Annotated in this window: 13 protein-coding genes; 9 read left to right on the forward strand and 4 right to left on the reverse strand. The window is 60.3% G+C overall.

Going from position 1 to position 12,059, the window contains the following annotated elements; translation table 11 throughout:
* Positions 1-394: Arm DNA-binding domain-containing protein (locus tag KP010_RS04560; protein WP_216280478.1), on the reverse strand; the 394-nt coding region annotated here is incomplete at its 3' end.
* Positions 395-775: 381 nt separating this feature from the next.
* Here KP010_RS04560 and KP010_RS04565 point away from each other — a divergent pair.
* The 9 genes from KP010_RS04565 to KP010_RS04605 all read left to right on the forward strand — a co-directional run bounded on the left by KP010_RS04565 (position 776) and on the right by KP010_RS04605 (position 9,690).
* Positions 776-2,107: a site-specific integrase gene (locus KP010_RS04565; RefSeq protein WP_216280479.1), complete on the forward strand. Its 1,332-nt coding sequence runs from the start codon at positions 776-778 to the stop codon at positions 2,105-2,107.
* Positions 2,108-2,181: 74 nt separating this feature from the next.
* A complete protein-coding gene (locus tag KP010_RS04570) occupies positions 2,182-2,433 on the forward strand; it encodes a hypothetical protein (protein ID WP_216280480.1) in 252 nt (83 codons plus the stop codon).
* Positions 2,430-2,693: a pyocin activator PrtN family protein gene (locus KP010_RS04575; RefSeq protein ID WP_216280481.1), complete on the forward strand. Its 264-nt coding sequence runs from the start codon at positions 2,430-2,432 to the stop codon at positions 2,691-2,693. Before KP010_RS04570 ends, KP010_RS04575 begins: the two co-directional genes overlap by 4 nt.
* Before the next feature lie 83 nt (positions 2,694-2,776).
* On the forward strand, positions 2,777-3,517 hold the full coding sequence (locus KP010_RS04580; RefSeq protein ID WP_216280482.1) for a hypothetical protein: 741 nt from the start codon (positions 2,777-2,779) through the stop codon (positions 3,515-3,517).
* 88 nt (positions 3,518-3,605) lie between these two features.
* Positions 3,606-3,881 (forward strand): hypothetical protein, encoded by a 276-nt coding sequence (locus KP010_RS04585; RefSeq protein ID WP_253203539.1) that lies wholly within the window; start codon positions 3,606-3,608, stop codon positions 3,879-3,881.
* Positions 3,824-4,288, forward strand: a complete 465-nt coding sequence (locus KP010_RS04590; RefSeq protein ID WP_216280483.1) for a hypothetical protein — start codon at positions 3,824-3,826, stop codon at positions 4,286-4,288. The genes KP010_RS04585 and KP010_RS04590 overlap by 58 nt, the downstream gene beginning before the upstream one ends.
* Positions 4,289-4,299: 11 nt before the next feature.
* A complete protein-coding gene (locus KP010_RS23200; RefSeq protein WP_216280484.1) occupies positions 4,300-6,603 on the forward strand; it encodes an AAA family ATPase in 2,304 nt (767 codons plus the stop codon).
* A gap of 172 nt (positions 6,604-6,775) precedes the next feature.
* Positions 6,776-7,354 (forward strand): terminase small subunit, encoded by a 579-nt coding sequence (locus KP010_RS04600; protein ID WP_216280485.1) that lies wholly within the window; start codon positions 6,776-6,778, stop codon positions 7,352-7,354.
* On the forward strand, positions 7,351-9,690 hold the full coding sequence (locus KP010_RS04605; RefSeq protein WP_216280486.1) for a DUF4043 family protein: 2,340 nt from the start codon (positions 7,351-7,353) through the stop codon (positions 9,688-9,690). The genes KP010_RS04600 and KP010_RS04605 overlap by 4 nt, the downstream gene beginning before the upstream one ends.
* Before the next feature lie 90 nt (positions 9,691-9,780).
* On the opposite strand, the gene KP010_RS04610 is transcribed toward KP010_RS04605, so the two are convergent.
* From KP010_RS04610 to KP010_RS04620, 3 genes are all read right to left on the reverse strand, one after another.
* On the reverse strand, positions 9,781-10,584 hold the full coding sequence (locus tag KP010_RS04610; protein WP_216280487.1) for a hypothetical protein: 804 nt from the start codon (positions 10,582-10,584) through the stop codon (positions 9,781-9,783).
* A 123-nt stretch (positions 10,585-10,707) separates the two neighbouring features.
* Positions 10,708-11,328, reverse strand: a complete 621-nt coding sequence (locus tag KP010_RS04615) for a hypothetical protein (protein ID WP_216280488.1) — start codon at positions 11,326-11,328, stop codon at positions 10,708-10,710.
* 90 nt (positions 11,329-11,418) lie between these two features.
* A complete protein-coding gene (locus KP010_RS04620) occupies positions 11,419-11,820 on the reverse strand; it encodes a hypothetical protein (protein ID WP_216280489.1) in 402 nt (133 codons plus the stop codon).
* Positions 11,821-12,059 lie beyond the last annotated feature (239 nt).

A 12,059-nucleotide genomic window follows, 5' to 3' on the forward strand; every position in this document is an offset into this window, starting at 1 on the left:
CGACGCCGAGCTTCGCGCCGAGCTGCGCGATCTCGCCAATGCGCGTCGGCGCTTCACGGCGCTTCTTGTCGAGCAGCTCGCTCGCGAGCGCGTCGAAAGTATTGGCCGAGGCGGAGGCCTTCGCAGCCTTCGCCATCTTCTTCACGAGCGACGGGTCGCGTCCCTCGGCGAGCGAGCGCTTGGCCTGCTCCCGCGCCTCGCGCGCCTCTTTGAGGCCGACCGCGGGGTATACGCCGATCGCCAGCGCCTTTTGGGCTCCGGCGAAGCGATAGGCCATGCGCCAGCGCTTCGCGCCATCGGGGTAGACCCACAATTGCAGGCCGCCGCCATCGGACAGCTTGAGCAGTGAGTCGCGGGGCTTGGCGGCGCGAAGTTCGACGTCGGTGAGAGGCATGTTGGTATCCGCCGGGACGGGGTTTCGCAGAGACCAACAAAAATACCAACCTTTGCGGCGGAAACCAACACACGCCGCGAGACGTCCTCGGACGCTATTTCGCCGAAAATTGCTTGTTTTTCATGGATTTTCGGACGTTATCGGACGATCTGAGACGGGGAGATGGTGCCGGTTGCAGGATTCGAACCCGCGACCTACTGATTACAAATTTGACGGCCAAGTATTTCTGCTCATTCCCAGTGATTTTTAGATATCGGAAAATATCCGAAATTCCGTCGCTTAGATGACGGAAGATTTTCTGTTGCATTCTACAGATCACCCGAGATAGCTTGTATCTGCTTACCGGCCGCTTACCGAGCGCCGAAGTCAGTGGGGCGGGAGATGGCTCACGGCAGGATCACAAAACGGGCAGTCGATGCGCTCAAATGCCCAGAGGGCAAGGACCGCGATTTCCTGTGGGATGACGCGCTCGCCGGCTTCGGCGTGGCGGTCTTCCCCACGGGAAAGAAGGTCTATGTCGCGCAATATCGTCAGCACGGCCGCTCGCGGCGCTCGACGATCGGCGAGCACGGGCGGCTGACGCCCGACGAAGCGCGCTCGCAGGCCAAGCAGCTTCTCGGAGCCGTTGAGAAGGGGGCCGACCCGATCGAGGAACGCCGCGCCGCGCGCGCCGTGCGGACCTTCGCCGAGGTCGCTGAGGACTTCCTCTCGTCGCACGTCGACACCAAGCGCAAGACGCGGACAGCCGAGGAATATCGGGCGTTGTATCGGTCTCACGTCGAGCCAGCGATCGGCTCTAAGCGCGTGCTCGACCTCCGGCGCGCGGATGTGAAACGCCTCCATGACAAGCTCGGAGAGACGCCATATCAGGCCAATCGCGCCCTGGCGTTCGTGTCGGCAGTTTGGAATTGGGTTGCGAAGAGCGATGAGGTCGCGCTCACCGATAATCCCGCGACGGGGATCGAACGCTACGAGGAAAAGAAGCGCGAGCGCTTCCTGACGAGCGAAGAGCTATCCAGACTCGGCGCAGCGCTCGCGGAGGGCGAGACGGTCGGACTCGTCTATCAGGTCGACGAATCGAAGCCGAAGGCCAAGCACGCCCCCAAGGCCGAGAATCGGCGCGTGAAGCTGGACCCCTACGCCGTGGCCGCCATCCGCCTCCTGATCCTCACGGGAGCCCGCCTACGGGAAGTCCTGGACGCCCAATGGTCGCAGGTCGACCTCGAGCGCGGCATTCTCTTCCTGGAGGACAGCAAGACGGGCCGGAAGCCGGTCTATCTCTCGGCCGCAGCCCAAGAAGTGCTGGCCGCCCTGCCCCGGATCGAAGGCAACCCGCACATCATCGCCGGCCACGGTCCTCGAAAGAAGCCGGCGGCCGAGAAAGGGGCCAAGGGCTCGGACAAGGTTCTCGGCTCACCACGGGCCGATCTGAAAAAACCTTGGGCCGCCATCTGCCGGGCCGCTGCGCTCGACGGCCTACGGCTCCACGATCTTCGGCATTCCTTCGCGAGCATCGGGGCCGGCGCATCGCTCGGCCTGCCGATCATCGGCAAGCTCCTCGGGCACTCTCAGGCAGCGACCACGGCCCGTTACGCGCACCTTGACGCGGACCCGATGCGCCGCGCAGTCGAGACGATCGGGGCGACGATCGCCGCCGCCATGGACGGAAAGCCGGGCGGCAATGTGGTCCGCCTAAAGAATTCCGGCGGATAGCGCCGGATAAGCGATCGAGCAAGGCGCAGGAACGCTTTGCTCGATCATTCATAACCGAAGATGGAGCTTCGATCATGAGCACCAAAAATAACATCGCCGGAAAATATCCGAAAGCGGAATCGATCGAAACAACAGAAAAAACCATAGGCCGGACCGTCACCATTCTCGCGCGCGTTGTCGAATACGACACCGACACCGGCCGCGCGCTTGTCGTTCCCACAGACACGAACTCTGTAGATCAGGAGTCGATGTCAATCCCATTCGCCAATATCTTGCGTTGGCACGAGCGAAAGGCTACCGAAGCTGCTGTGGATGGCGCAAAATGAACACCAGATTTATCCTGATGGCTCAATACGGCGCGATGGCGATCATACCGCTTGAGCTTGTCTGCAAGGACTACTTCTCGCATCTGACGCCACGCCACTTCATAGAGAAGGCCGCTAAGGGCGAGATCAAGATACCGATCGTCCGCATGGAGGCGTCGAGCCAGAAAGCGGCGCGTGGCGTCCATATAGACGATCTTGCTAACTGGATCGATGCTCGGCGTGAGGCTGCGGCCAAAGAGCTGAAGCAGATGATTGGATAGTCGCATATCGAGGCACGATCGGGGACGAATGATTATAAGCTCGCCCCCGATCGTCACGCCTGCCCATCATTTATGGAGTCGTGATGACCAGGACAGCGAAGCGGCGCGCGCCAAAAAAACCGCAGACGAGCTTCTTTATCGAACCACCACCAATACCTGATTGGTCCATCACCGACCCACAATGGCGCGAAGTCGAAGAAGTCTATCGCCATGCCATACCTACGATATTGAGGGATAAAATCAGCGATATCATCAGCGACTATATCTATTTCTCAACGTGTGAGGCCAACAGATTCGACTCCGGCGACTCAATAAAAAGCCTTTCAAAAATCGAACGAGCTGCATTGTCCCTAATAGATATCCTCATGGCACATGATGCCGTGACGAGTTCGACGGTCTCCATGCTGCGAGATTATGAGTTCTTCGACGAAGATTCCGAAGCGACCGAGTTCGACCATTCGAACGATCGGCTCGCCAGATTTATCCACGAAGCCGAGGCGTTGGTATCTGCGACACGATCATTCACTGACGACTCGAAAGCTGTCGATGCTCCGCCGCATCGACCATCAGCGTGGGACAAGATGGCCTGCCTACTTGTCGACGCCTGTGCGGCGTATAACTTGCCGGCCAAGGCGACCAAAGGATCAGGGCTCGATTTCGTCGCACTGTTCCTCGCGTTACAAAAAACTCTCCCTCTTGAACTTCGTAAGCATCACTCGATCGACGGAATCGAGCGATTTGTCACTGAAGCACTGTCACTACGCGCTCGGCGCACCCCTGGCCAGGGCGGGCGCAGCCAGCTTCAGAAGCAAGCCGGACGTTAAGTCGGCCACCTGTTCGACTTAGCGTCCGGGACACCCCGCAATTTGCAGGGCAAGGATGGGGCACTGTTTAGAACAGGAGCCCTAAAAGATGGTCATTCAAGAACAGCCCGCCGACCAAGTTCGCGACCAGCGCCCGGCATCCGCTCCTCCGCGATTTATGCGTCGCGTGCAGGCTGGCGAATATCTCACCAAGACATATGGCTTTGGGGCCGCCCGCACCCTGGCAAAAGGCGTGGTGACCGGCGACACGCCGGAATTTCGCAAAGTCGGTCGGATCGTTCTCTATGAGCAGCAGGCGCTGGACGATTGGGCGCTTGCCAAGATCGGCGCACCGCGCCGCTCGACCTCCCAGGAAGCGGCCTAAACGCAAAAACGCCGCCGTGGGCTGATGACGGCAGCGTTTTCAGACTTTCACGATTTTATGCAGGCACGCAAATGAATACGACATCGGCCGATCTTCTTCAAGAGCGTAGAGCGCTTTTCATAGCGAAAGTCATCCAGAGTTTCATCAAGACGCCGCACCTATATGAGTGTCGCGATGCGGTCGAATCGACGATCGCCAAAACCTTTGGTCGGTTGCGGTTGCTCGAATTCGGCCATCGTCCCGGCCCGAATGACAATCCCTTCCGTGGACCTCGATATTCTCGACTTCCACTCGCAGAGCGCGAGCGGATCGTGCTCGATCTGTATGCTGCACTCGACGATATCGATCTTCCGATAGACGACGCCGAGGATGTGGCAATCGACGCTCTCGTCGCTCTGGTGTCGTGACGATGTCGGCCGTGCTCGACGATCCCAGTGACGACAACTGGTTCGACCCACATGCCTATTTCCATCACACCGTTGAGGCGGCAGACGGTATTTCCGTCGCGCCGCCGACATCCGCGCTCGACGAGCTGCGCGCTATCCCGCATTGGGTGAGCTGGAAATATTTCCACCGCCCTGGCGCGACGAAGCCAACCAAGCCGCCCGTCGATCCGAACACCGGCGGGCCGGGCAATCACAGCGATCCGAAGACATGGGCGGCCTATGAGAAAGCGTGCTGGCGCACGCGCGTCGCGCGCCTCGCGGGCGTCGGTTTCGTTCTCACGGATGGCGATGGACTCACCGGAATAGACCTGGACGCCTGCAGGAATGTCGATACGGGCGAGCTAGAACCGTGGGCGGCCGAGATCGTCGAGCTGGCGGAGACCTACGCCGAGGTCAGCCCGAGCGGCACCGGCGTCCGCCTCCTGGCCAGAGGGAAGGTCGAGAGCGCGACGAAGTGTGATCCGGCCCATGTCGAGATTTACGGCTCGCATCGTTATCTGACGATCACCGGCAATCATATCGACGAGACGCCAGAGGACATCCGCCCTGCCCCGCAGACGATCGAGCGGCTGCTCGCGCGCGTCGCGGCGATGGCCCCGAAGCCGAGGAGCGAAGAGCTAGGAAATCAGCGAAAACGCCAACAAATCGTAAGGCCGGAAGGCGGTGACCAGCGCAGAGGAAATCACCCCAAGGCCGACAGCAAGAGCTTCTTCCGCGCCGTGAACGAACGGGCGCTCGCCAATCTCGATCTATGGGTCACGGCGATCTTCCCGAGCGCAAAATTCCAGCCGAGCACGGGCGCATTCCGCGTCACGTCGAAATCGCTCGGCCGCCCACTCCAGGAGGATATCGCGCTCGCGCCGACCGGCATCGTCGATTTCGGCGTCGCCGACATGGGCGACCCGCAGCAGGGTAAGCGCACGGCGATCGACGTGGCCATGGAATGGGGCGGAGCAGAGGATGCGACTGCCGCCGCGCGCTGGTTGTGCGGCAGACTCGGTGTAACGCCGGAAGCTCTCGGCTGGCGCGACGAGCAGGCGGAGGTCGAGGCGCTCGCCGCCGAGATCGGGCGGACGCTCGTTCAGGACGACGATGGGACCGTCTATGACCAGGACACGGGCGAGGTTTTCGAGAGGCCGGCGACGAACGGGGTGGCCAGAGGGGGAAAGCCGATCGAGCTTGAAACGATCAACGCGGCGACCCTCGCTGGTCAGGACGTGCCCGAGCAGCTCTGGCTCGTCGATAACCTCATTCCCCATGCCAACGTCACGCTGCTCAGCGGCGACGGCGCTACCGGCAAGAGCCTGCTCGCTCTTCAGCTCGGCGTGGCGACGGCGACGGCGGGCGATTGGCTTGGTCTGAAGCCTCATCCGGGCCGCGTCGTGTTCGTCTCTGCAGAAGACGAGCTTGACGAGTTGCATCGCCGGCTGGCGCGCATGACGCCGCGCCTCGAAAGCCTCGGCTGCCTGACCATCGTCCCGCTCGCCGGCCGTGACGCTGTGATGGCGGCTCCAATGGGGCGTGAAGGGCTCTTGCAACCGACGCCCATATTCGCGGCGCTTAGACGAATTGTCGAGACGCACAGCCCCGACTTGCTCGTTCTCGACACGCTTGCGGACCTGTTCGGCGGAGACGAGATTAAAAAGGTTCACGCGCGTCAATTCATTTCCTTGCTACGCGGCATGGCCTTTGAATTCGGCGCCACCGTTCTGCTGCTGTCTCATCCATCACAAGCCGGACTGAACTCCGGTTCGGGAATGTCCGGGAATACCGCCTGGAACAACTCAGTTCGCTCGCGACTCTATTTCGAGCGGCGCATCAACAAATTCGACGGTTCGGAAGATGACATCGACATTCGTGTTTTGACCACGAAGAAGTCTAACCGCGCGGCCAGCGGCGGCAAGATCGTGGTTCGCTATTCGAACGGCGTCTTTATTCGCGAGAATGGCTGCAATTTTGAGACGGCCGACCGTGGTCATCATGCCGATCGCGTCTTCATGAGCTTACTCGCGCAATTCGAGCGCGACAGTCGTCAAGTTTCAGACAAGCCGTCCTCTGCCTTCGCGCCAGCCATCTTCGCGAAACATCCGAAATCGGAAGGGCTGAACAAAGGCGACTTCGAAAAAGCGATGAACCGCCTCTTTGAGACCGGCCGCATCAAGGTCGAAGAGATTGGTCCGCCGTCGCGACGAACTCGGAAAATCGCCCCTTCGGACCAGCCAGGGGAGGGGGAGGGGGACGAGGATAGCGATGGAGGGTCGAATGGCCATTCTTGAGCGTGTTCAGACGCCACTTCAGACGCTTTCAGACGGGGTTCGGACGAGGTTCAGACTGCCTGTCCACACACCCCCCTTATACCCCCCGAGCGTGTGAACCCGCTCTCGGGCGTCTGAACGCCCGGCGCGGGTTCGACGCTCATGAAGACACGATGACGAGAGGAGAGATGAAATGGCCCGCGATGGCCTCAACGCAAGACAACAACGCTTCGTCGAGGAATACCTGATCGACCTCAATGCGAGCGCTGCCTATCAGCGCGCGGGATATACGGCGCGTGGCAACGCCGCCGAAGTCAATGCGGCGAAATTGCTCAGAAACACTCAGGTGGCCGCAGCGATCGAACTCGCCATGTCCGAGAGATCACTTCGAACCGAGATAACCGCCGATCGCGTGTTGAAAGAACTGTCGTGTCTCTCCTTCTTCGACATTGGCGACGCATTCAACCCCGACGGTTCTTTGAAGCGGTTATACGAAATGCGTGAAGACCTGCGGCGCGCCATTGCCGGTTTCGAGGTGACCGAAATCCACAATGAGGACGGCGTTGTTATCGGCCACACGAAGAAGGTGAAGTTCGCCGACAAGATAGGCGCGCTCGAAAAGGTCATGCGTCATCTCGGCATGTTCGACAAGGACAAGCTGGCGGTGAAGTTCGAGAACCCGCTCAGCGTGCTCATCCAACAGGTGCAGGGAAAAGCATTCAATCCCGTCGTCATCAATGGCGGCAAACTTCTGGAAGGGGATACGAAATGAAACACAACAAGAAGAGTTATTTCACTCGCAAGTTCATCGGCGAAGAGCAGAACAGCGTCATTCAGCGCAAGGCGGAGCTGGAGAGCGACGCTGGCGACAAGGTGTCGTTCGACCTCTCAGTTCTGCTGCGCGGCAAGCCAACGGCCCACGACAATCGCATGAAGGACATCACCGGAGGTATCTCGATGAACATGCTTCGCATTGCAATCATTTCGACTACCGCATTGTTCAGCGTTGAGCAGGCGATGGCAGACTATTCGTCCCCGACATATCGGAATTTGACTGTTCTTGGCAGGATCGATGCTCAGACGCCGCCGACCTCTGACAACACAAACCGTGTCGCGACGATGGATGCTGTTCGCGCTATGGCCGGCGCAGTTTCTATTGTCGCCTTTGGAGCGACGTGTGATGACGCGGCTCTTACCGCCGCAGAGGCTTCCGATCGAGCCGTCATGTTTCCGTTCGGCGTGGAATGCGTGCCTACAACCAGCAGGACTATCGCGCCAAAAGCCACTTGGGTGTTTGCCGATGGCGGCAAGATCAACCCTGCCGCCGGAGCGCACATAAAGCTGTTCGCAGATGTGCAGGCCGGGCGATATCAGATATTCGGAGGAGCTGGAACGGTTGTCGGCATCGCGCAGAGCAAGGCCGAGTGGTGGGGTGCGAACGGGATTTACGGCAACACGGCGGACTCGGCGGCGGCGATCAATTCCTGTGTCGCATCTGCTCAGGCGTCCTTTGATCCAGCCAGCCCAAATGCGTTTTCGGCGAGCAATGGTTCGCCGAGCTGCTCTCTTGGTCATGGGTTCTTCAATGTCTGCTCTCCCGTTAATTTGTATCCGGGCCAAGCGAAACCGATCGAACTGAGCGGGGTCGGGTCGTATAATTCCGGGACGTGGATTTCCGCGTGCTCCGCTTTCACGGGCGGCAGCGTGATCGCCGTGCATGGCATTGCCGCGGAGGAGACCTCTCTGCATCAAATTCGCCTCGCTAAGCTACACATCCACAACCCGACAAAGGCGGCAGGCTCCGCCGAGAACGGCATTTGGTTCAACCCAGAAGGTTCAGGTTATTGGCTCAACGGTCTATATCGATCATCGATCATCGATGACGTATTTGTTGCAGGATTTAAGAACGATTATCGGTTCACAAACACTCTACAGGTGGAACTGACTCGATCTGGCGCAAACGCACGCGACACTTCGGACAAAACGAATGCAACCGGAGTTCTAATCGAGACCGCTGGTGACAACAGCGTAACGAATGTCGCCCATTCGGGCGAAATTCATTTCCACGGATTTCAAACAAACTTGTGTCCTGGAAATAACGTCAGCTACTGTGCAAACACCGTCAATGTCGATTTCAAACTGAGCGATACCGGCCCATCTGACATTGCCGCTGTCACCTTTGACGCCAACACGATATTCGAGCCGGCGGCTGCGGGGATCAGGGGAAGAACAGGTGTGTATGGAACCATCGGCGATGTATACGTCGATCCAGGCACGCAGTTCGATGGCGTCGGCTGCAACTATATCGATTTCGAGGCGAGCGCAGGCGGCACGATCTATAACATCAACGTCGATCACGTATATCACACTGGCGTCGCCAATACGTCATGTGTGCCCCATAGATGGGTGAATGCCGGCGGAGCGATGTTCCATATCTTCGACACGAATAATCATTTCGTGTTGGGGCCAACTGGAACTGCGATCCAGTTCTACGGTGTCGCTGAATTTACCGCTATCGGAAATCAAATCTCGGGAACGAATGCGAGCGCACAGGCTATATCAGTCGCCGCGTCTTCTGTCGGACAGGTCGCCAACAACAATATTCACAGCGGACCATGGTGGGTCGGCGTGGCCATCGACGCAGATTCATCATCTATCGTTGCGGTAAACAACAGATGTGCGAACGTGAATGGCCCTTGCGTGCTGGATTCGTCTGGCGACGTGACGACAAACAGCGTGTTCGGCAACGGAGACCATGAGCAAGCCTACACCGCCACTCTTTCCTGCCAGGGCGGCACGCTGACCGATGCTACGGTCAATCATGCGTGGTTCGAGCGCGTCGATAAGACCGTCACAGTTCATTTGAAGTGGACCGTGACGACCAATGATCCTGCCTGCTATGGGCGACTTCAAATCAGCCTCCCCTATGCAGCATTCGGTGATGCGGTAGGCACCGTCACCGACATGACGGCGTTTCAGCCTCTCTACTCGTATGTGCCAGACTACGACCAAATGCTGTATGTGACTCTACCCGGCGGCGGCGTCAGCGGCTACCCAGGCGTGAGCGGGCACGTCTATTCGGCGACGCTCGTATATCAGGCGAGATGAATTTAGGACCTGAGATCGTCGATTGGCTTGGTCCAACGCGGCGAGCGCGATCGACGATCTCGAACAGGAATTTGCGTCATGGAATTCATTTCATCTTCCGCCGATCGCGCTCTCGACGAAGCGAACAATAATGTCGAGCGAGCCAAAGCTGCATTCGGCAACACCCCCTCTTCGCCCACCTTCCCGTCCATGGACAGCGCCCGCCCGAAAGCCGATGTAGGGACGATGATCACCGGCAACGCTTTCCGCGTCAGGCCGCCGGCCCCGGCGCAGATCGACGGCTCTCTGGTCGATGATTTCGCGAATGCGGCCGTCACACATCAGGTGCCCGCCGATGCGCTCATGGCGATGGCCGAGCGCGACTCCGGTTTCGATCAATTCTCGCGCTCGCGAGGCCCCGGCGAGAAGAAGCGCGGCATTATCAGTCTGACCGATCGCGACGTGGCGGAGAACAAGGGCGTCAACCCTTACGTTCCGGCGCACGCGATCGACGTGGCCGCACGCAAAATGAGCAGCTATCTCCAATCCGGCCTGTCCGTTCCCGACGCTATCAAGGCCACGAAATTCGGTCCCGACAAGGACCAATGGGGACCGGAAGCCGAGGAATATGCAAACGGCGTTCTCTCGCGCTCGCAGCACTTCGCCGACACCTATTTCCCCGCCCCGGAGCCGCAGCCGGCTCCAGCGCCAGCCCCTCCACCGCCTGCGACATTCGGCGACAACATGCGCGACGCGGCGCTCAATTTGGCGCTTGGCGTCAATTCGGCCGTGGGGGACATGAATGAGCTGACGCACAAGCTCATGCCGAAATTCGCTGCGGATTTCGTCGATTGGGCAGACAAGAGCGTCGGCGGCAAGACGCTGGAGGAGCGCAACAAGGAAATCTCCGATCATCTGATGGAGAAGCTGTCTCCGCAGATGCGTCAGTCGCTCGAAAAGAAGTGGTGGAACGGCGACGAAGGTAGGTTTGGTGACGCCTGGGGAGATTGGCGTTCTATCTCCGGCCCGCTCCTACAGTCACTGCCGGAAACAATCGCATCGTCCTTGCCGGCGCTGCGTCTCGCTAAAAGCGTGGTCGCTTCGCGCGTTGCAGCTGGCGTCCCTCTCGCAGAGGCTGCGGCGCAGGCCGCTACCGTCGCAACAGTCGCCGGCGCGGTCTCGGAAGGCGCGCTCGGCGGCGCGCAGAGTTCGCGCGAAGTGCGCGACGAAATCGAGAAGCTCCCGTTCGAGAGATTGAAGCAGTCGGACGCCTTCAATGCGCTCAAGCAGACGGGCATGTCCGACGATGCGGCGCGTCAAGCCCTGGCCCGTGACCTCGGAACGCGCGCCTTCATCACCGGCGGGCTCGCGACCGGGCTGTTCGGCGGCATGGGCGATCGCGTGATCGCGAAGACATTCCTCGAAAATATCGGCAAGGGCGGCGGCGCGAAGGCGCTCGCGGCTAATCTCGCGAAGAGCGCAGCGGGCGAAGGCCTCGCCGAGGAACTGCCGCAGAGCGCCCTGCAACAGCTCGCGCAGAACGAGGCTGTCCAGAAGGCCGATCCCGACAAGCCGCTCATGGACGACGTGGTGAACCAGGCGCTCGGCGGCGCGGTCACCGGTGCGGCCATGGGCGCTGGCATGGGCGGCGCATTCCACGGAGCGACGCGCAACATGGATGCGATGCCGCCGGAGCCGCCGCGCGATCCGAGCGCTATGGGCTATGAGCCGCCGCCTCCAGGGTCCGTTTCAGCCGCCGCGATGGCGGAGAACGGTCCGCTCATGCTGAACCAGCCCGGCGAGGCGAGCGCTGAGGCGATGCGTCGCGACTTTGGCCCAGGCGCTGTCGCCGGGCGCAATACGCCGCCGCAGATGCTCGAACGGCCCGGAACCGCGTCGGCGGACGCCATGCAGCGTGATTTCGGCCCCGGCGCGGAGAGCGCTCGCGCGATGCGACAATTGACCGGTGGCGGTCCCCTCGCGCGCATCCTGGAAGAGCGTGCGCCTGATATCGCGGCTGCGGGCGATGTCGTCGGTAAGCATGTCGTCGTGAGCGACGAGGCCGGCAACCACGCTGGCACGATCATCGGCCAGGACGCGGACGGCGTTCTGTTCAAGGGCGACGACGGCCAGGAACAGCTCGTCACGCACGAGGAAATATCGACGGGCCAGACGAAGATTGCTGGAGCGCCGAAGAGCGCGACCGGTCTCGATGATGCCGGATCGGATATGGGCAAGGCCGTCGTCGGCAATCTCTATGATGGCCTCTTCAAAGCGTTGCAGGATGGAAAGAGCACGTTTGCCGGCGTCAAAGACCCGCTTCTGGCGCGCGCCAAGCCGAGCTTCGACGCCGGTCTCATCAAGTCGCCAGACGATCTACAGGGCTTTGC

It is taken from the genome of Methylosinus sp. KRF6, from assembly GCF_018887255.1.
GTDB lineage: Bacteria > Pseudomonadota > Alphaproteobacteria > Rhizobiales > Beijerinckiaceae > Methylosinus > Methylosinus sporium.